23 protein-coding genes, 1 tRNA gene and 1 pseudogene are annotated in these 19,388 nt (G+C 69.2%); 12 read left to right on the top strand and 13 right to left on the bottom strand.

What is annotated here, in order from left to right; genetic code table 11:
- Window positions 1-7 precede the first annotated feature (7 nt).
- The 3 genes from M4960_RS06100 to M4960_RS06110 all read right to left on the bottom strand — a co-directional run bounded on the left by M4960_RS06100 (window position 8) and on the right by M4960_RS06110 (window position 2,783).
- Window positions 8-379 (bottom strand): VOC family protein, encoded by a 372-nt coding sequence (locus M4960_RS06100; RefSeq protein ID WP_248703747.1) that lies wholly within the window; start codon window positions 377-379, stop codon window positions 8-10.
- A 107-nt stretch (window positions 380-486) separates the two neighbouring features.
- Window positions 487-1,194, bottom strand: coding sequence for a YafY family protein (locus tag M4960_RS06105; protein ID WP_248703748.1), 708 nt, complete (start codon window positions 1,192-1,194; stop codon window positions 487-489).
- Between the two features lie 107 nt (window positions 1,195-1,301).
- Window positions 1,302-2,783: a mannitol dehydrogenase family protein gene (locus tag M4960_RS06110; protein WP_248703749.1), complete on the bottom strand. Its 1,482-nt coding sequence runs from the start codon at window positions 2,781-2,783 to the stop codon at window positions 1,302-1,304.
- A 184-nt stretch (window positions 2,784-2,967) separates the two neighbouring features.
- Here M4960_RS06110 and M4960_RS06115 point away from each other — a divergent pair, with 184 nt between their 5' ends.
- From M4960_RS06115 to M4960_RS06145, 7 genes and pseudogenes are all read left to right on the top strand, one after another.
- On the top strand, window positions 2,968-3,606 hold the full coding sequence (locus tag M4960_RS06115; RefSeq protein WP_181437610.1) for a TetR/AcrR family transcriptional regulator: 639 nt from the start codon (window positions 2,968-2,970) through the stop codon (window positions 3,604-3,606).
- 75 nt (window positions 3,607-3,681) lie between these two features.
- The gene (locus M4960_RS06120; RefSeq protein WP_248703750.1) at window positions 3,682-6,348 is read left to right on the top strand and encodes an MMPL family transporter; all 2,667 of its coding nucleotides are present in this window, start codon (window positions 3,682-3,684) and stop codon (window positions 6,346-6,348) included.
- Between the two features lie 287 nt (window positions 6,349-6,635).
- Complete coding sequence (locus M4960_RS06125) at window positions 6,636-7,076, top strand: MarR family winged helix-turn-helix transcriptional regulator (RefSeq protein ID WP_111086213.1); 441 nt, start codon at window positions 6,636-6,638, stop codon at window positions 7,074-7,076.
- A gap of 51 nt (window positions 7,077-7,127) precedes the next feature.
- The gene (locus M4960_RS06130) at window positions 7,128-7,340 is read left to right on the top strand and encodes a hypothetical protein (protein WP_173169183.1); all 213 of its coding nucleotides are present in this window, start codon (window positions 7,128-7,130) and stop codon (window positions 7,338-7,340) included.
- Between the two features lie 41 nt (window positions 7,341-7,381).
- Window positions 7,382-8,474 (top strand): annotated as a pseudogene (locus M4960_RS06135) (alkene reductase).
- A 241-nt stretch (window positions 8,475-8,715) separates the two neighbouring features.
- Window positions 8,716-10,842, top strand: coding sequence for an acyltransferase family protein (locus M4960_RS19640; protein ID WP_248703751.1), 2,127 nt, complete (start codon window positions 8,716-8,718; stop codon window positions 10,840-10,842).
- A gap of 207 nt (window positions 10,843-11,049) precedes the next feature.
- Complete coding sequence (locus tag M4960_RS06145) at window positions 11,050-11,358, top strand: DUF4190 domain-containing protein (protein WP_248703752.1); 309 nt, start codon at window positions 11,050-11,052, stop codon at window positions 11,356-11,358.
- A gap of 40 nt (window positions 11,359-11,398) precedes the next feature.
- Here M4960_RS06145 and M4960_RS06150 read toward each other — a convergent pair whose 3' ends face one another.
- Window positions 11,399-11,773, bottom strand: coding sequence for an HIT family protein (locus M4960_RS06150; protein ID WP_248703753.1), 375 nt, complete (start codon window positions 11,771-11,773; stop codon window positions 11,399-11,401).
- A gap of 42 nt (window positions 11,774-11,815) precedes the next feature.
- On the opposite strand from M4960_RS06150, the gene M4960_RS06155 reads away from it, so the two are divergent.
- On the top strand, window positions 11,816-11,977 hold the full coding sequence (locus M4960_RS06155) for a hypothetical protein (RefSeq protein ID WP_248703754.1): 162 nt from the start codon (window positions 11,816-11,818) through the stop codon (window positions 11,975-11,977).
- A 218-nt stretch (window positions 11,978-12,195) separates the two neighbouring features.
- Complete coding sequence (locus tag M4960_RS06160) at window positions 12,196-12,525, top strand: hypothetical protein (RefSeq protein WP_248703755.1); 330 nt, start codon at window positions 12,196-12,198, stop codon at window positions 12,523-12,525.
- 212 nt (window positions 12,526-12,737) lie between these two features.
- On the opposite strand, the gene M4960_RS06165 is transcribed toward M4960_RS06160, so the two are convergent.
- The 3 genes from M4960_RS06165 to M4960_RS06175 form a co-directional block, all read right to left on the bottom strand.
- Window positions 12,738-13,199, bottom strand: coding sequence for a hypothetical protein (locus M4960_RS06165; RefSeq protein ID WP_248703756.1), 462 nt, complete (start codon window positions 13,197-13,199; stop codon window positions 12,738-12,740).
- 69 nt (window positions 13,200-13,268) lie between these two features.
- Window positions 13,269-13,463 (bottom strand): hypothetical protein, encoded by a 195-nt coding sequence (locus tag M4960_RS06170; protein ID WP_248703757.1) that lies wholly within the window; start codon window positions 13,461-13,463, stop codon window positions 13,269-13,271.
- A 21-nt stretch (window positions 13,464-13,484) separates the two neighbouring features.
- The gene (locus tag M4960_RS06175; RefSeq protein WP_248703758.1) at window positions 13,485-13,721 is read right to left on the bottom strand and encodes a hypothetical protein; all 237 of its coding nucleotides are present in this window, start codon (window positions 13,719-13,721) and stop codon (window positions 13,485-13,487) included.
- Window positions 13,722-13,961: 240 nt separating this feature from the next.
- On the opposite strand from M4960_RS06175, the gene M4960_RS06180 reads away from it, so the two are divergent.
- The 3 genes from M4960_RS06180 (at window position 13,962) to M4960_RS06190 (ending at window position 15,280) form a co-directional block, all read left to right on the top strand.
- Window positions 13,962-14,183, top strand: a complete 222-nt coding sequence (locus tag M4960_RS06180) for a hypothetical protein (RefSeq protein WP_248703759.1) — start codon at window positions 13,962-13,964, stop codon at window positions 14,181-14,183.
- 372 nt (window positions 14,184-14,555) lie between these two features.
- A complete protein-coding gene (locus tag M4960_RS06185) occupies window positions 14,556-14,921 on the top strand; it encodes a hypothetical protein (protein ID WP_248703760.1) in 366 nt (121 codons plus the stop codon).
- Window positions 14,918-15,280 (top strand): hypothetical protein, encoded by a 363-nt coding sequence (locus M4960_RS06190; protein WP_248703761.1) that lies wholly within the window; start codon window positions 14,918-14,920, stop codon window positions 15,278-15,280. Before M4960_RS06185 ends, M4960_RS06190 begins: the two co-directional genes overlap by 4 nt.
- An 8-nt stretch (window positions 15,281-15,288) precedes the next feature.
- On the opposite strand, the gene M4960_RS06195 is transcribed toward M4960_RS06190, so the two are convergent.
- The 6 genes from M4960_RS06195 to M4960_RS06220 all read right to left on the bottom strand — a co-directional run bounded on the left by M4960_RS06195 (window position 15,289) and on the right by M4960_RS06220 (window position 19,361).
- A complete protein-coding gene (locus M4960_RS06195) occupies window positions 15,289-15,618 on the bottom strand; it encodes a hypothetical protein (RefSeq protein ID WP_248703762.1) in 330 nt (109 codons plus the stop codon).
- Window positions 15,619-16,059: 441 nt separating this feature from the next.
- On the bottom strand, window positions 16,060-16,929 hold the full coding sequence (locus M4960_RS06200) for a hypothetical protein (RefSeq protein ID WP_248703763.1): 870 nt from the start codon (window positions 16,927-16,929) through the stop codon (window positions 16,060-16,062).
- 174 nt (window positions 16,930-17,103) lie between these two features.
- Complete coding sequence (locus M4960_RS06205) at window positions 17,104-17,562, bottom strand: hypothetical protein (RefSeq protein ID WP_248703764.1); 459 nt, start codon at window positions 17,560-17,562, stop codon at window positions 17,104-17,106.
- 173 nt (window positions 17,563-17,735) lie between these two features.
- Window positions 17,736-17,918: a hypothetical protein gene (locus M4960_RS06210; RefSeq protein ID WP_248703765.1), complete on the bottom strand. Its 183-nt coding sequence runs from the start codon at window positions 17,916-17,918 to the stop codon at window positions 17,736-17,738.
- 474 nt (window positions 17,919-18,392) lie between these two features.
- Window positions 18,393-18,465 (bottom strand) — tRNA-Arg (locus M4960_RS06215).
- Between the two features lie 110 nt (window positions 18,466-18,575).
- Window positions 18,576-19,361, bottom strand: coding sequence for a dienelactone hydrolase family protein (locus M4960_RS06220; protein WP_123291882.1), 786 nt, complete (start codon window positions 19,359-19,361; stop codon window positions 18,576-18,578).
- Window positions 19,362-19,388: the final 27 nt, after the last annotated feature.

Genomic DNA, 19,388 nt, shown 5'->3' on the forward strand with positions numbered 1-19,388 from the left:
TACACGGTCAAGCGGGGCGGCTGAAGAGGTTCACGAGGTTGCCGTCAGGGTCACGGAACAACGCCGATCGGTTTCCCCAGGGCATCGTCGTCGGCGGCAGCACCACGTCGTCGAGGGCACCACGCAACCCCGCGAACGCGGCGTCGACGTCGTCCACCACGAACTCGAGGAACACCCCGCCGTTCGTGCGGGGCTCAGGCGCGGCCGGTCCGAGCATCGCCACGGTCACCGGGGTCGCGAGGGCGAGCACGGCGCCACCGGTCACGATCTCGGCGAAGACGGGTGCGGGCCGCCGCGCCTCGGTCCCGGTGACGCGCTCGTAGAACCGCACCATCCCGTCGAGGTCGTCGGTGATGATCCGGATGGATGCGAACTGCATGGGAAGCCCTCCTGGCCGGCCACCGTGACCGGACTCGTCGAGCATGCGCGACCACCGCGACACCGTCCTGTCGGTGTTTCGGCGAACCACAAGGCGGATCTGGCGGTTCAGTCCCCGAGCAGGTCTCCGAGCACGGGGCGCAGGACACCGTGCGGGATGTCGAGTTCGTTGAGGTGGACCACCCGGGGCGGAGCCGGTTCGTCGGTCTCCTCGACCGCCAGCACCCGGTCTCCGCGGAAGGCACGGACGCCGTCGCGCAACCGGCACCACGCGACCAGGTACCAGTCCTCGCCCTTCCCGATGTAGCCGAGCGGTTCGACCACGCGGTCGGTCTCCGCGCCCGCTGCGTCGCAGTACCGCATCCGGACGACGCGCCCGCCCGTCAGCGCACCGGCGAGCGCCGTGGGAGCAGGTGTGCGCTCCCCCGACTCGAGCAGGTGCACGCGGCTCGCGAGTCGCGCTGCCCGTCGGGCGTCGTCCTCGGCGAGCACGGCCGTGACTTTCCGGGCAGCGCTGCGAGCCGCGTCGCGGAACGGGCTGGAGCCGAGCGTGCCGAGGCCGATCGCCACCGCGAGCGCTTCGTCGACGGTCAGCCCGAGCGGCGGGAGCGTCGCACGGGCGTCGATCGCGTACCCGCCGGTCCGCCCCGGCTCGGCCCAGATCGGCACGCCGGCCTGCTGCAGGGTCAGCAGGTCCCGCTCCACCGTGCGCACGCTCACCCCGAACCGCTCGGCGAGTCGGCGTGCGCTCCGCAGGGCGGGCGCGGCGGCGCGGAGCTCTTCGACGAGCGCGTACAGGCGGTCGGTCCGGTTCACGACGCGACCATAGCCCGTGACGCGACCGGCATCGGACGGGAGGCCCGTGGCGACGCCGCCACGGGCCTCCCGTCCGCCATCCGGTCGCGGGCAGGGCGCGACTCGCGTCAGGAACGCGACATGCGTTCGACGGTGGCGTGGGCGCCGTCGGCGATGAGCCCGTCGAGGGCGTCGCGGTACGCCGCGACGAACCGTTCGTCGTCGATCAGGTCGCCGAAGACCTGCCGGTTCGCGATGAAGGCGAGCCGGTCGTCGCGCTGGGTGAGGGCGATGCGGTGCAGCGGTTCGGCCAGCCGGTCGACGATCTGGATCGGCTCGCCGGACTCGTCCGTGCCCTCGTCGTAGCGCGCCCACGACGCGACGATGCCGGCGGACAGCGTGACGGGCCGGCCGGCGGCGAGGTTGTCGCGGACCACCGGTAGCAGCCACTTCGGGATCCGGTCGCTCGACTCGGCACAGAGCCGGGCCAGGGTGTCGCGGACCTCGGGGTTCTGGAAGCGCTCGATGAGGGTGGACTTGTAGTCCTCGAGGTCGATGCCGGGCACGGGGTGCAGGGTCGGCGAGCCCTCTTCGTCCATGTAGCGGCGCAGGAACGTGGCGATCGCCGGGTCCTGCGTGGCCTCGTGCGCGTAGCGGTACCCGGACAGGTACCCGAAGTAGCACAGGCCCTGGTGCGAGGCGTTGAGCAACCGGAGCTTCATCAGCTCGTACGGCTCGACGTCCTCGACGATCTGCACCTCGGCGTCCTGGTACGGCGGACGTCCGGCCGGGTGGTCGTCCTCGAGCACCCACTGGAAGAACGGTTCGGCGACGACGGGCCAGGCGTCCTCGATGCCGAGCTCGTCGCGGACCCAGGCGCGGTCCTCGTCGGCGGTGACCGGTGTGATGCGGTCGACCATCGAGTTCGGGAACGACACGTGCTCGTCCATCCAGTCGGCGAACGCCGGGTCCTGCAGGCGTGCGTAGGCGGTGAACATGTCGCGGGCGACGTGGCCGTTGCCCTGGATGTTGTCGCAGGACATCACGGTGAACGGCTGCTCGCCGCGGTCACGCCGTCGACGCAGGGCTTCGACGACCAGGCCGAACACCGTGCGGGGTGGTCCGTCGCCGCGCAGGTCGGCCGCGACGCCGGGCTCGTCCGCGACGAACTCGCCGGTGACGTGGTCGAAGTTGTAGCCGCCCTCGGTGATGGTCAGGCTGACGATCTTGGTGTCGGGGTGCGCCATCTTCTCGACGACGGCGTCCGGGTCGTCGACGGCGAGCAGGTAGTCGACGATGCTGCCGACGACGCGGGACTCGCGGGTGCCGTCGGGGTGCTTGAGGACGAGCGTGTAGAGGCCGCCCTGCTCCGCCATCGCCGTGGCCATCCGGCGGTCCTGCTCGAGGACACCGACGCCGCAGATGCCGTACTCGCGCCCCTCGCCCTGCTGGAGCAGCCGGTCGATCACCATCGCCTGGTGCGCGCGGTGGAAGCCGCCGACGCCGAAGTGCACGATGCCGGCGGTGATCCCGCTGCGGTCGTAGGTCGGGACGGCGACGCCGCTCGCGGCGATCTCGTCGAGGGTGGCCGGGGACAGGCGGACGGGCATCGGGTACTCCTTCGTACGGCGGTCGTTCTGGCGGTCTTGCCGGCGGTCGCACCGGCGGTCGTGCTGGGTGCAGTCAACCATGCGCACATCTGTTCAGAACCGAGTTTCCACCGCGGGGTGCGAACCTGAGGATGCACTCGTAGTCGTTGCACCGAGTGCATCGATGCACCTAGTGTTCTCATTCGTGACCCTCACGACCGACCGCCGCGCCGCCCTCAAGGCGAAGCACCGTGCGGCGATCCTGCAGGCCGCACGTGATCTGGTCGATGAACGCGGCGGCCGTGAGTTCAGCGTCGACGACCTGGCAGCACGGGCCGACATCGCGCGGCGGACGGTGTTCAACCACTTCGCGTCGCTCGACGAGGTCCTGCTGGCCGTGTGCGAGCAGGAGCTGTCCGTGATCATCGACCGGTTCCTCGCTGACATGGCGCGGACGCCGATCGGTGACGGCAGCCGGGCCTCGATGTTCGACGAGCTCGAGTCCGCCGCACGCGGAGCCGACCTGGCAGCCGCGATCTCGAGCATGTACCGGATCCTCGGCGACCCGGGCAAGGACGACCCGAAGGCCGCGGTCCTCACCCAGACGGCGTTCTCACGGGTCACCGAACGACTCCGCGACGAGGTCGCACGCCGCTACCCGGCGGCGGATCCCCTCGACGCCGCCCTGCTCGTCGAGTCGCTCATGAGCGGCATCGTCGTGATCGCGGAACACTGGCTGGCCACCTCCGGCCCCGCGATCGACGAGCAGTCCGTCGCCGACTGGGACGCCCTGCTGGCACGACTCGTGCACAGCGTCCGCAGCGGCTACATGCCCACCGACTGACACTTCCCTCCCCAGGGGTCCACCGGCGCACCCCGCTCCACACAGCACCTGCAACGAAAGGAACGGGGCAACCGCATGGCCGGTCTCCTCTACCGTCTCGGACGGTTCTCCGCACGACGCCACTGGCTCGTGATCATCACCTGGGTGGTGATCATGGCCGTCGCCGGCGTCACCTACAGCCTGTTCTCGGGCACGATCTCATCGGCGATCTCGATCCCGAACACCAAGACCAGTCAGGTGCAGGACGAGCTCGCCGACAAGTTCCCGTCGGCGAACGGCGGCAACGGCACGATCGTCTTCGAGACGAAGAACGGCAAGGCGTTCACCGACGCGCAGAAGTCGGAGGTCGCGGACTTCCTGACCAAGGTCGAGAAGCTCGACGGCGTCAAGGGCGCGACGAGCGGCTTCGACACCCAGGACCAGCTCGACGAGCAGCGCCAGAAGATCGTCGACGGCCGCAAGGAGATCACCGACGGCCGCGCGAAGCTCGAGACCGGCCAGGACCAGCTCGACGCCCAGAAGGCGCAGCTGACCTCCGGCAAGCAGCAGATCGAGGACGCCCAGGCGCAGCTCGACGCCCAGAAGGCCCAGGGCGAGGCCGCCGGCGCAGCGCTCCCCGCAGCGCAGGCGCAGGCCGCAGCGGCGCAGCTCCAGCAGGCGCAGGCCCAGATCGACGCCCAGCAGGCGCAGATCGACGCCGGTGAGCAGCAGATCGCCGACGCGCAGAAGACGATCGACGCCAACACGAAGAAGCTCGACGACAGCGCCGACGAGCTGGAGCAGGGCTCGAAGCTCCTCGACCTGTCGAAGGACGTCCGCTTCGTGTCGTCGAACGGCAGCGCCGCCATCGGCACGGTCCAGTTCACGAAGTCGACCTACGAGGTCCCCGCCGACACGAAGACCGCCATCGCGGACGACGCCGACTCGGCCGACATCAGCGGCGTGAACGTCTACGTGTCGAACGACATCGCGCAGGGCGTGCCGTCGATCCTCGGCCCGGGCGAGATCGTCGGCGTCATCATCGCCGCGCTCGTGCTCTTCCTGATGCTCCGCACCGTCATCGGTGCGGCGATCCCGCTCGTCAGCGCCGTGCTCGGCGTCGGCGTGGCGTCACTTGCCTCGCTGTCGTTCTCCGGCCTGGTCGAGTTCATCTCGGTCACGCCGGTGCTGGGGGTGATGTTGGGCCTGGCGGTCGGCATCGACTACTCGCTCTTCATCCTGAACCGACACCGCACCCAGCTGAAGCAGGGCATGCAGGTGCACGAGTCCATCGGCCTCGCGAACGGCACCTCGGGCAACGCCGTGGTGTTCGCCGGTGCGACCGTCATCGTCGCGCTGCTCGCGCTGAACATCACCGGCATCCCGTTCCTCGGGCTGATGGGCACGGTCGGTGCGGTCGCGGTGTTCTTCGCGATCCTCATCGCCACCTCGTTCACCCCGGCGCTGCTGTCCCTGATCGGGATGCGGATCCTGCGGAAGAAGGAGCGCGCGAAGATCGGCAACACCGGCTCGACCCGGGTGCCGAACAAGCCGATGAAGACCTGGCGCGCGATCGTCACACTCGTCGCCGGTGTTGCCGTGCTCGGTGTCATCGCGCTCCCGGCGACGCAGATGCGCCTCGGCCTGCCGACCGGTGCGTCCGAGTCTGTCGACTCGAGCCAGTACAAGGCGTACAAGGCCCTCGACGAGGAGTTCGGTGCCGGCCAGAACGGCCCGCTGCTCGTCGTCGCGACGTTGCCCGAGTCGATCAGCAAGTCGGACGTCACCGCGACCGAGGTCACCATCGGTGAAGCCCTGGCGAAGAACGACGACGTCAAGGCCGTTCTGCCGATCGGTACCTCGTCGGACCGCGACATCATCGCGTTCCAGGTGAAGCCCGGCGGCGGTCCCGACAGCATCTCCACCGAGAACCTGGTCAAGGACCTGCGCGAGCAGACCGTCACGACCGACGACGGCACGGTCACGCTCGGTGTCGCGGGCAACGCGTCCGCCAACATCGACGTGTCCGAGAAGCTGTCGAACGTCCTGCCGCTCTACCTCGTGGTGGTCGTCGGCCTGTCGCTCATCATCTTGATCATCGTGTTCCGGTCCTTCCTGGTCCCGATCACGGCGACGGCGGGCTTCATCCTGTCCGTGATGGCGTCGTTCGGTGGCCTGACCGCGATCTACCAGTGGGGCTGGCTCGGCTCCGTGTTCGGCGTGCACGACCCGGCGCCGATCCTGAGCTTCCTGCCCATCATCGAGATCGGCATCCTGTTCGGCCTGGCGATGGACTACCAGCTGTTCCTGGTGTCCGGCATGCGTGAGGCCTACGCCCACGGCGCCTCGGCGAAGGTCGCGGTCCAGCGCGGGCTGCACGCCGGTCGCGCGGTGGTCACGGCAGCGGCGATCATCATGATCTCGGTGTTCGCGGGCTTCATCTTCTCGGACTCCTCCACCATCAAGCCGATCGGCTTCGGGCTGGCGTTCGGTGTGCTCATCGACGCGTTCGTCGTCCGCATGCTGCTGATCCCGGCCGCGATGCACCTGCTCGCCCAGAGCGCGTGGTGGTTCCCGAAGTGGCTCGACCGGATCGTGCCGGACGTCGACGTCGAGGGCGCGAAGCTCGAGCGGTCGCACCCGGTCGCCGGCCAGCCCGGTCAGCCCGGCAACGAGGAGACCCACACGGGGTCGCACGCCCTCCCCGTTGCGCCGGACGCCAACGCGCACGACTCGGGGCACCCGCCCGCGCACCGCGCGTAGTCGACGCCCCCAGCCTGGAGGCCCGGGGCCGGTCCACGAGACCGGCACCGGGCCTCCCGTGCGTGCGCCCACCCCGCCCGGCCGACGCCGACCCGCGACCCAGATCGACATCCTCGATGTCGTACGACACCGAGGATGTCGCCAGCCCGCGCCTGCAACTGTTGCGGCCGCGCCGGTGCGACAAGATCGATGTCGTACGACGTCGAACTTGTCGCACCGACCCACACCGACCCGCACCACTCGCCGCGCCCCCGGAACACTTCGTGGGCGAACGGTATCGTGGGCGCATGACCTCCGCACCCGACCCACTCGCGCTCGACCGGCAGCTCTGCTTCGCCCTCGCGGCCACGAGCCGGAGCGTCATCGGGCTGTACCGCGACCTGCTCGAGCCGATGGGCCTGACGCATCCGCAGTACCTCGTGATGCTCGCACTCTGGGAGCAGGACCCCCGGTCGGTGCGCGAGATCGCCGGCGAACTGCGGCTCGACTCGGCCACCCTCAGCCCGTTGCTCAAGCGGCTCGAGGCCTCCGGCTACGTCCGCCGGACCCGCAGCGCCGCCGACGAACGGCAACTCGAGGTCTCGCTCACCACGGCCGGGCGGGCACTGCGCGACCGCGCGCGAGCGGTCCCCCTGGCGGTCGCGGACCGGCTCGGGTGGCCGTTGGAACGCCTCGAAGCACTCAAGGACGACCTGACGGAACTGTTGGAGCGGGTCGACCAGGTGTGATCCAGGGCCGATGGTGCCATAATGGTTCGTGCACGAACGAAAGGACGCACCGTGGGGCGCTTCGGCAAGTGGTACGAACGGTGGAACACGACGCTCATCAACAAGATGGGACCGTCGCAGATCGGTGCCGGACACCCCGAGGGGGTCGACGACCGATCGGTGGACCGCGGGTGCCCGATCTGCGGCAAGCCCCTCTCCCTGCACCAGGTGATCCGCCCCGAGGGCCAGGTCCGTTCGTCGACCCTGGTCTGCCCGCGCGACTGACGGCGGGAATTGCACCGAGCAACACGACGTTCCACTCCCTCGTGAAGCTCTTCGAACCCACCTCCTTCGGCGCCCTGCGCCTGTCGAACCGCGTCGTCATGGCCCCGCTCACGCGCACCCGCGCCGGTGAGCACGGCATCCCGAACGACCTGCTCGTCGAGCACTACCGTCAGCGTGCGGGCCTCGGCATGATCATCACCGAGGGCACCTGGCCCGTGCAGGAAGGCCGCTCCTACCCCGGGCAGCCCGGCATCGAGACCGACGAGCAGATCGCCGGCTGGCGCCGCGTCGCCGACGCCGTGCACGCCGAGGGCGGCACCATCGTGATGCAGCTCATGCACGGTGGCCGTGTCTCGCACCCCGACATCTCGCAGACGCCGCGCATCGTCGCCCCGAGCGCCATCGCCGCTCCCGGTCAGACCCACACCGCGACCGGCAAGGCCGACATGCCCGTCCCCCCACGAGCTGACCACCTCCGAGGTGCAGGACGCCGTGCAGGGCTTCGCGCAGGCTGCCCGCAACGCCATCGCCGCCGGACTCGACGGCGTCGAGGTCCACGGCGCCAACGGCTACCTGGTGCACGATTTCATGTCCCCGGTTTCGAACACCCGCACCGACCAGTACGGCGGCTCCCCCGAGAACCGCGCCCGCTTCGCGATCGAGGTCACGACCGCCGTCGCCGAGGCCGTCGGCGCAGACCGCACCGGCATCCGCCTGTCGCCCGAGCACGGCATCCAGGGCGTCATCGAGGACGACGCGGCCGACGTCCGCGCGACCTACACCGCGATCGCCGAGGGCCTCGCGCCGCTCGGACTCGCCTTCATCGACGTCCTGCACGCCGAGCCGACCGGTGACCTGGTGCAGCACGTCCGCCGCACCGCGGGCGCACCCTTCATCGTCAACTCGGGCTTCAGCGCGATGACGACGCGTGAGGAAGCGATCACCGTCGTCCACGACCAGGACATCGCCGACGCGATCGCCGTCGGCCGTCCGGCGATCGCGAACCCGGACCTCGCGCACCGCTGGGAGCAGGATGCGGAGCTCAACGAGCCCCGTCCCGAGCTCTTCTACGGCGCGACCGCCGAGGGCTACACCGACTACCCGTCGCTGGCCGAGGTGCGCGCGAGCGTCTGACGCTGCGCGCGGATCCACGACACGCGGCGCCCTGTGCGTCGAGGTTCCACGACACCCCGCGTACGTTCCGTCGAGGTTCCGATCAGGACGGCGCATGCCCGCGAGGTTCCGAGATCTCGGAACCCCACGGGGTGGGGGCGAGCGAACGACCGACGGGAGGCCCGTGGCGAGACCGCCACGGGCCTCCCGTCTTCTCGCTTGCCGTCCCAGGGCGTGACGCGCTTCTCGTAGGATCGTCGCAGTGAACACTGCAACGCCGGGCGAGCGGGGCCCCGCGCACCGCGCGCGCGACACGACGCGGTGGGACATCCAGGGTCTCCGCGCGTTCGCGGTGCTGGCCGTCGTCGTGTACCACCTGTGGCCGCACGCCCTGCGGGGCGGGTTCGTCGGGGTCGACGTCTTCTTCGTGATCTCCGGGTTCCTCATCACCGGGCTGCTGCTGCGCGAACAGGTCGCCACCGGCACGATCCACCTCGGCCGGTTCTGGTCACGCCGGGCCAAACGCCTGCTGCCGGCCGCGTTCCTCACCATCACCACCACCGGCGCAGCGGTGCTCGTCGCCGTGCCGAGCGCACTGTGGGGGCAGTACGGCCGCGAGCTCATCGCGTCGACGGTCTACCTGCAGAACTGGGAGCTGGCGGCGAACTCGGTCGACTACCTGGCCTCGGCGGACGACCCCTCACCGTTCCAGCACTTCTGGTCACTGTCGGTCGAGGAGCAGTTCTACATCGTCCTGCCGCTCCTGCTGATCGGGTTGGCCGTCGCCGTGCGCGGGCGCCTCTCGACGCTGACCACCGCACGCCTGCTGCTCGGCGCGGTCGTCGTGCTGTCCCTGGTGTGGAGCATCGTGCAGACCAGCACGAACCCCGGCGTCGCGTACTTCTCCACCGGCACCCGCGCGTGGGAGTTCGCACTCGGCGGCCTCGCCGCGACCGTGCACCTGCCCGAGGTCCGCACCGAGGTCGCCCGGCGGGTGCGCATGATCCTGACGAGCATCGGCGCCGTGGCCCTCGTCCTGTCCCTGTTCGTCATCGGGGCGGAGACGCCGTTCCCCGGGATCGCCGCGCTGCTCCCCGTCGCCGGCGCGACCCTCGTGGTGCTGTTCGGCGGACGCACCGTGTTCGAGTCGATCGGCGCGCTCGGACCGGTCGCGTTCACCGGACGGATCTCGTACGCGCTGTACCTCTGGCACTGGCCGCTCGTCGTGATCCTGCCGATCATGCTCGGACGCCCGCTCGACTGGGCGACCAGCACCTCGGTCCTCCTGGTGTCGGTCGGACTGGCAGCCGTCACGACCATCTGGTTCGAGGAACCCGTCCGCTTCTCGACCTGGCTGCGCGACCTGCGGCCCCGCGGGGTCGTCGCCCTCGGCGTCATCTGCACCTTCACGGTCGTGACCCTCGGCGCCTCGACCCTGACCGCCGTCTACGTGCAGGAGGTCCACGCCGAAGGCGCCACCGAGCAGCTCACGAAGCGGCTCGCGACCGAACGGGCACAGGACGACGAGTCCTGCATCGGAGCAGCCGCACGGATAAGCTCCGCCGACCCCTGCGTCGACCCGGCCCTCGTCGACACGCGGATCCCGGCCCCCGCCGCGGCCGAGGACGACGACGCGAACCGTCCCGAGTGCTGGAACGGCACCTTCCGCACCTGCGTGCTCGGCAAGGCGACCGGCTGGTCGAAGCACCTGATCGTCATCGGCGACTCGCACAGCAACGCCCTGCTCGGCGCCTACGAGAAGATCGCCGACGACAACGGGTGGCGCATCGACATGGCCGGCATCGGCGGCTGCTACCTCACCACGGCGCAGCAGAACTCGGTGAACGCCGGCGCGCTGCGCGGCTGCAACGCGTGGAAGCACGCGGCCATCGACTACGTCCGCGCCCACCGCGACGCCGACGCCCTGGTCGTCACCCACTCCGCCACGCAGATGCCCGTCAGCCTGCCAGCCGGTGCCTCACGCGACATCGCGACCCGCAACGGCCTCGTCGACGCCTGGGAGCAGGCCGCCGGCGACGAACTCCCCGTCATCGCGGTCCGCGACAACCCGGTCCCCCGGCCCGACGTCATCGCCTGCGTGAGCAAGATGTCCGGGCCGACGAACGCGTCGTGCGACCGGCCCCGCTCCGAGGCGCTCGCCCAGACCGACTCCTCGATCGAGGCCGTGCGGGCGTTCAAGGCCGCCGGAGGACGAGCCGGGGTGATCGACCTGACCGACTACTACTGCACCGAGACGACCTGCCCCGCGGTGATCGGCGGCGTGCTGGTCTACCGGGACACCACGCACATCACGGCGACGTGGGCGACGTCTCTGGAGCCGTACCTCGAGCGCGGGTTGCAGAAGCAGCTCACGGCGCTCGGGCGCTGAGCGCGTGCGCTTCGCGAGCGCGTGCGCTTCGTGAGCACAAATGGTCGAGTCCCGTCGATGAACCCGACCATTTCTGCTCACGAAGTCACCCGACCGGGCAGCTGGACCCCGAATGCGGGCCTCCGTTCCGGACGCCGTCGCTCTACTCTTGAGCGGACCTCGCACGCCCGCAACTCGCCACGTGCGCCGACTGAACGGAAGACACCCGTGACCGACCTCGCCCCCGAGCGTTCCGCGCCGGCCGCCTCCGCCCCGAGCACGGACGGGACGCCCGGACTCGCGCCGCTGAGCCTGCTCGCCGTCGTGGCGATCGGGCTCGCCTTCGTCGCCCCGATCGGCGGCGTCGTCGTCGGGTTCATCGCGCGGCACGAGGTCCGACGGACCGGCGAGCGCGGTGACGGACTGGCGTTCGCGGCCATCCTGATCGGCGCGACGCTCACGCTGTTCGGCGTGCTCGTCCCCGGAGCCCTCGCGCTGTCCGGCGTCGTCGACTCGACGATCCACCTCTGGGGCTGACTCGTCGCCCCGTCCTTCCACTGGCCACTGGCCACCGCGATCAGTAGTGGCCGCGCCCGACGACGGCGTGCCGCACCCCTCCCGCCGGCGCCGGAACGTCGCCGTCGAAGCGCGGGATGACGTGCAGGTGGGCGTGGAAGACGGTCTGGCCAGCGGCGGATCCGTCGTTGAACCCGACGTTGTAGCCGTCGGGGTGGTGCTGCTCGTCGAGCCGGCCCTTCAGCAGCGCCACCATCCGGGTCATCGCGGCGAGCTCTCCCTCGGTCGCATCGAACCAGCTGGTGATCCGCCGCTTCGGGATGACGAGCGTGTGACCAGGTGACACCGGGTGCGCATCGAGGATCACGAAGACGAACTCGTCGTCCGCGACCCACTGCGCTCGTGGAACCTGTTCGAACACGGACGTCGTCGTCATGTTCTCCATCCAACCTCGCCGTGCTTCACTCGGACGATGACCATGACCACGACGACCGCCCTCGCCTCCTGTGCCGTCGAGACCGTCGACTGCCACGACGACACCGCGTCGATCGACCTGCTTCCCCTGCTCGTCGTCGTCGTGCTCGTCGTCGTGGCGCTGGTCGTGCTGGGGATCGCGCTGCTCGGGCTTCAGCGTCGGTGAAACACGACTCGCGCACGAACCACCAACGACGAAGGGCCCCGGCGGAATCCGTCGGGGCCCTTCGTCTGTTCAGACACATCGAGGCGAAGCGCGTCGTTAGCGACGCCGAGTCGTTCGTCCGCTACGTCACGAAGCACGTCATCGACGGGCACACGCGCCGGCCAGAAGCACACCGCGGCCTGGAGCTGAGGCTGACGAAATTGTGGGAGGCGTGGCAGATGTTCGAGCGCAGCGGTGCGAACTACCTCCGCGACGAGCTCGACGAGCTCGACGACCGCATCGGCATGCGGCCCAAGGACGGCCGCGACGACCGCGGCGACATCGGCGGCGTCCGCACCATCCGCGGCGAGCGCGTCGTCCTCGAGTGCAAGAACCACCAGTCGATGTCGCTCGGCTCCTGGCTCGCCGAGGCCGAGCGCGAGCGCGGCAACGACGACGACCGCATCGGCATTGTCGTCCACAAGCGCCGCAGTGTCTCCGCCGCGGGCGAGCAGTTCGTCACGATGACGCTCGCCGACCTCGTACTCCTGCTGGACGGCAACGCATGACGGCCGGGCGGTCACCACCGGCGAACTCCGCCGGGTCGCCGAACTGCACGCCGCCGGCGCTCGAGACACCACCATCGCGGCCGAGCTCGGCCGCTCCGCTTTGACCGTGCACCGCGCTCGGAAGCGCCTCGGCCTCGACTCGCACTACGGCCCCGGCCGCCCGAGGAAAGCAGGCGAGGAAGCACGACGTCCGGGATCCGTCCAGATCAGCTTCAGGCGGGCTCTTCAGCCTCCGCACCGCGCTTCGCAGCCCAGTCGGTGATGAAGTCCCCGTGGGGATCGATCTGTCGAGCGAGCTCGTACGTCACGAGCGCCCGCTTCGCGTCGTATGTGCCTTCGAGCCAGCGCGCAATCACCCCTGTTGCGTTAGCGATAGCTGCGGGACGATCCGCCTTGACTACAACAGACGGGCCGGCCAGCACCCGCATGATCGGATCATCCTTCTGGGCAACGAGGAAGCGGATCCTAGTCAGCACTTCCGTCTGCCGGCCCGCGACCTGCTCCTCGTGGCCGAGGCTGTATCGGAAGAATTCTGGGACCAAACGCGCGATCTCGTCCCGGGCCTCCCGGGCTCGCCGAGCCCGCTCTCGTCTCGGCTCGATCACCAGGGGCGTGATGAGCGCGCCCGCGAGCGCGATCGCAGCACCGATGACGACTGCCCACCCGCTGTCCATGAGGAGCAGCGTACCGATGGACTACGCACAGGGCCTCGTCTTCGACTGGGGTGATGCGTCGTGAGCGCGCTACTCGATGCGTTGCCCCTTGACGGTGGGCACATCCTCATCGCGCACGAGCGCTTCGACGATGTTCGTGAGCTTGCCGAGCGCGTAGATGATCCCTCTCATCGCGTCTTCGTCCATCCGGCGCCCGGCGTCGTTCAGGAAACGCACCTCGTCCTGCACCTGGTTGATCGCCTCGTAGAGGTCCCTCGCAGCCATGTGCACACCGTAGCGGCTAAGTCAGACGAACGGGACCTCGATGCCGCCCCCGGTGATGCCGCCGCCGTCGCGGACCTCAGCCGAGAGGTCGCGGAGCTCCTCGGTGATCAGCACAAGGGCGTCGGCGATCCGCTCGAGGTTCGCGTCCTCGATCTGGTTTTCGAATCGCGAGTTCACGACCGTCGGGAGGTTGTCGTGGAGGTCGGTGACGATGTTCTGCAGGGTGTTGAGGCGCTCGCGCGCGGCTTCGTTTACCATGAGGCCAGCTTACAGGCAGTTCCCAGCTATCCGCAGGTGAACCGAAGATCGGCCCGAAGGCGACGCTTCCTTCAGCCGCCGACGAGGTCCGGGCCCACGCGATGGTCCTCAAGCGGGACAAGGAACGGTGCCAACGGAGCTGGCGCGGGGTAGTCGTGCAGCGGGATCACTGGAAGAACCGTCGCAGGGTGGGCTCACCGTGCTGTCCAACGTGCACCTGCTCTGCCCCGACTGCCACCTGTGGAAGACGGATCACCCCGTCGACGCGGCGCACGGCGGCTGAAGCGTCCCAGGCTGGGGCGTCCCCGCTGGGCCGACCCGCTCGAGTTCCCCGCCCGCCGATGGCTCCGCACCGAGCTCGGCACGCTCCGGCAGGCGTGGATGCTCTACGACGACAACGCCAGCTGGCGCGAGATCAGCGCCGACGAGGCGCGAAGACGAAAGGAAGGAGGGACCGCCTGATGCCATGGTTCAAGGTCGACGACGGACTCCCGTCCTCGCGGAAGGTGCTCGGCATCCCCCGCTGTGACCGTCTCGCGGCGATCGGCCTGTGGACCCTCGCGGGTGCGTGGAGCGCGAAGGAGCTGCAGGACGGGGCCGTCTTGAGCTACATGATCGTGGAGCTGGAGTCCGTCACGGCCGCGCAGCACCACCGTCCCGCGTCCAGCAGCGCGAAGCCGAACTTCTCGGCTTCGCCACGGCCGCAGACCCACTCGCCGACACCCGACAGGACATCACCTCCTGAACGAACCCGAAGTCCGCCGACTCCTCAGCCTCATCTCCGGCGGCTACGACAACCGCACGCTCACCGCGATCACCGCCGAGGTCTGGCTGATGGAACTCGCGGACACCGACTTCGACATCGCCTGGAAGGCGGTCCGGAACCACTTCCGGAAGCCGTCGCCCCGCGACTACCTGTCCCTCGACGTGCCGCTCGAGCAGATCCGGGTCGACACCCGGCAGACGCCGACGGCGATCGAGGAGGACGTCAGGTCGGCGAAGGCTCGCGGGCTGATCGATGCGTCCTGGCCGAAGCGGGATCCGCTGCCCCGGGCGGCTGCCGAGGGGCTGGTACGGGCCCGCGCCGAGTTCGCGGAGACCGCGGCCGCGATCGAGGCCGGCGGGGCCGGCGTGATCGACGTTCCTCGGGCGCCGACCGTCGGCCCGGTCGGGCGGCCGATGCCGCGGGGGGAACCATGACCGGCGACGCGGCGTGGGACAACTTCGTCGCGTCGATCGACCCGGTCGTTCTGCAGCGGGAGCACGCCGGCCCAGGGGACCTCGGGGCTGAGCGGCCCTGGTCGCGCGAGGACCACGAGATGCGGTTCGCGCACGACTACGTGCGGCGGGACTTCTGGCGGAAGGTCCGCGGGGAGCTCTCCGACGTCGACCGGGCGCGGATGGAGCGCCGACTGCAGCAGCTCGTCGACCGGGGCGACCAGCAGGAGCAGGAGCGGCTCGCCGGGCAGGACAGCGAGACCGAGGCGGCCATCGCCCGGTACGCGCTCACACACAGCAACGCGGCAGCAGCCGCACAGTCCAGAGGTCACGCAGCATGAGCTTGCAGCTACTCCCAGGGATCGAACATGCGCTCGGACAGGCCAGCACCCACCGCTCCCATACCGGCGATCCCGAGAAGGCTCCCGCACAGGGTGACCCAAACGGCACTGACCCCCTGCAGCGGGACCCCGCTAGCGACCGCGACGATGCACAGCGCGGTCGCGCTCAAGCCGAAGATCGCACCGGTGGCGACGGCCCAGTCGGCAAAGCGAATCAAGAAACGGACCCATGCGTCGACGGGACGGGGGATCTTCGGCCTGCGTCGCTCAAACACGAGAAGGACGATGACGATCGGGAAGATCGTCGCCAGAAGCGTTGCTCCGTCCAAGCTGATCACGCTCTGAACGCTACCGGAGCCTCGCGAGCACGCCGCCGACCTGCGCGTGCAGCCAATCGCCGCCGCCGGCATCAGCCGCGACGAACTACCCGACTGGCCCGACATGGAACGCACGATCCCTCTGGAGGAGTTCCACCGCCTCCGCCGCGACGGCCAAGCATGACGAGACCCCCACAAGGTTCCAGAGCGAACCTTGCGGGGGTCTGTCGTCGTTTCAGCTCGCTGCAGAGAGTTCTGACCCGCGGAAGTACCGTGAATGCGTCTCTTGCACCTGATCGAGAGACGCCCCGTTCAACGAGACGATCTCGATGTCAGGGTCCACACGTTCACGCTCGAGTTGCAGACGATGAAGCAAGGCGGCACGGGAACCGTCTGCCCCGGCGAACTCCGTAACCCGTCGAGTACCGAGTCGTCGGTTGTACTCGATCACGAACCCTGGCATCAGCGGGCCTCCTTCGCTCGTTGCGCGTCGTCGAACATGATCTGTAGTTCGTTCATGGATACCACGTACGACTCCTCCGTAGAACGTAGCGTCTCACGGATCTCTTCCACGTCTGCGACAACCGATGGGATTGCACGGACGCCTGGGGCAACTAGGCCTCGTCTCACATCATCGGCGTGCAGGTCTTGTACAGCGATCCAGTTTCGAGTTCGTTCGATGTTGGCAACGCCTGGCGACGACAGCGTGATGAGCCGTTCAACGAGGAGACGAGCTTGCGCTTCTGCTGGCATCTCGTCGTAACGGATGCCGCGTCCGATCACGTCCGCCGCCCGCTCGAAGAGGTTCGCCCATTGGCCTTGAAGATGCGTCCGTACCTGTACCTCGGCGCGGCCAACGCCCTCAAAACGGAGCCACAGATGTACAGCGCGGTATCCGCTGTGAGGATCTGCACGCATGTCGTGGACAACGTCATCGTCCTGCCCGAAGTGATCTAGGAGGATGTCCACCACGGCGTCCTGCTCGTCGAGAGTCATCTCCGCCTCGAACCGGACGCCCGCGATGTCCTGAACGGTGCCGATGTGATGAGTCGGGTACCGCTGGAGCTTCTGCCTCAGGGTGTCGATCGTCTTGGAGCGTGACACGATTACCGGATCTCGGCCCGGCAGGAGGTCTCCCCAGTCCACGCCACGAATCTCAGCCTGAACCCAGCTCGCGAGATCGTTGTACCAGACCATGACGTCGTCGTATGTCGGGTCCGTGCTGTCACTCGTCGCGCCCTGGCGGATCGCCCTACTTACACGCTTCAGTTGGTTGGCACTGTACTGCCGCGTGGGGGCACCTAGGAGGGCGGCCGGCGGGTTCAGAGTCATAGTGAGCATCACTCTACGGCGGAATCTTTAGCCGCCGGCGTCCCATCTTCAAGGGATCGAACCGCGACGAGCCACACCCAGGCGCACTCTGCTGCCTACGAGAAGCCTTACTCGACGAGTACCGCGCGCTCCGCGCAGGGGATGACGCTAGCTCCGACCTTAAGGGGGCGCTGGTCAGCAGTTGGTGGAGGCGAACGGACCGGACGCGGTGTTGGTCTGCACGACTTCACCCTCCTGCGTCACATTGCAGGTCAGGGTCCCCGCCGCGTACGGGTTCGTGAACGTGTAATCGGTCGTGTCGCCGTACGGCACTTCCTTCTCCCAGTGCTGCGGCGCATCCGTCACCTGGCTGATCGAGGAGCCGTCGAGGCTGGTGATCGTGCCACCCGGGCCGGAGAAGTCCGCCGAGATGACCACCTTCGGGTCGCGGACCCTCACGGTGACGGTGGCACCGTCCTCGACCTCGGTCCCCGCCTCCGGCTTCTGCGACACGAAGACGGACGCGGAGCCGAAGTCGTCCGAGAGGAAGTAGTACGTGACGTCGGCGCCGGTGGCGTCGAGCATGACCGGCTTGAGGCCGAGCTCGTCCATCTTCGTGACCTCGCTGGTAAGGCCGACGGACGCATCGGGCACGACCACCATCACGGGCGACGAGGTTTCGGTAGGCGTCCGCGTCGGCGTCGTAGTGCCGCCATCCGCGCTGCTGGCGGTCGTCGCGTCGCTCCCGGGGTCCGACGAGCAGCCGGCGACTGCCAGGACGAGCGCAAGGCTGGCAGCAACGGCAACGATGGTCCTCATGGTGAGACTCACTCTACGGCCGGGGCACCGCGGAGCACCCACCCCTGTTTATGGGAGCGGATCGCATCGCGCCACACCCACACCCACGCGCACTCTGCGGCCTGCGAGAACCCCCACTCGACGAGCACCACACGCTGCGTGTACGCGATGACGTGCGTCCCGACCTCGAGGATCCGGTCACGGAACTGCACCCACGCGAGCAATGGGTGGGGCGACACAACGTCGCAGTCCGGGCCGCCGCGTGCTGCCTCGGGGGGCGAGAACGCGGGCCCGAGCGCCCACCGGTCGCGGCGCCGACGCGCCATCAGTCCCGCCGCGGCACGAGCTTGCGCCACGTCATCGACGAACGCAGCACCCACGCACGCTGCAGCCGCCCCTGCCACGAGAGCTCCAGGTACACGGCGACGTCCGACTGAGCGACCGCGAACTCTGGTACTCGGGGACAGCCCACTTGCGCTCGGCCAGGTGGGGATCGTTTGAGCGAGCGCCGACGTGCCCACCAGCCCTCGAAAATGCTACTTCGGCGGAATCAAGCATCCCGCTCACCGGTATCGGGTCCGGCAAGGCTAAAACGCAGAACGCCCCGAGCCGGAGCTGCGGGGCGTCTGCTGTTCGGTGTTTTTACTGCGGGGATGCACCGGGGCTGCATTTCCCTGCTACTCCTGTGCGCTCGAAGGGACTCGAACCCCCAACCTTCTGATCCGTAGTCAGATGCTCTATCCATTGAGCTACGAGCGCGTGGCCTTGCGGCCGTGGAAGACTCTACAACAGCTCCGGCCCGGGCGCCAATCGAGGCCGCCCGGGCGCTCCACCCGGCGTGTCGCGAGGCGACAGCCGAGCCCCCGACGTCACAGCGCCGCGGCCTCCTCGTCGAAGACCTCGGCCAGGAACACCCGCAGCGCCTGCCACGATCGGCGGTCGGCGCGCTCCTGGTACTGGGCGCCGTGGTCGGGCGCGTCGGTCCCCGGCACGGCGAACGCGTGCATGGCCCCGGCGTAGGTGACGACCTGCCAGTCGACGCCGGGCTCGGTGCGCATCTCGTCCTGCCAGGCGTGCACGGCGTCGTCGGGCACGACCGGGTCCGCTCCCCCGGTCAGCACGAGCAGCTTCGCCCGGATCGCCGAGGCGTCGGCGGGGTCGTGCGTGATGAGGCCGCCGTGGAACGACACCGCTCCGACCAGGTCCGCGCCGGTGCGTGCGAGCTCGATCGCGGTGGAGCCGCCGAAGCAGTAGCCGATGACGACGATGCGGGCAGGGTCGACGTCGGGGTCCTGCCGCAGCCGCTCGAGGCCGGCGGTCGCACGTGCCCGGAGCAACGGCAGGTCCTGGTAGTACGACCCGGCGACCTGGCCGGCGGTGTCGTCACCGGGCCGCACGCCGGCACCGTAGATGTCCGCACCGAAGGCGACGTAGCCGAGGCGGGCGAGCATCGTCACGCGCGCCTCGACGTGCTCGTTCACGCCGTGCCAGTCGTGCACGACCAGGACGGCCGGGCGGGGACCGGCGACGGCCGCGTCCTTCGCGAGCACGCCGAGCAGGTCGGTGCCCTCGTGGTCGTAGTGGACGGGCTCGACACGGATGTCGGCGCCGGCGGGTTCGGGAACGGTCTGCAGGACGTCGTCGATGGTGGTCACGTCGTCCGACGCTACGCCGCCGTCCGG

The organism is Curtobacterium sp. MWU13-2055, assembly GCF_023242305.1.
In the GTDB taxonomy this organism is placed as follows: domain Bacteria; phylum Actinomycetota; class Actinomycetes; order Actinomycetales; family Microbacteriaceae; genus Curtobacterium.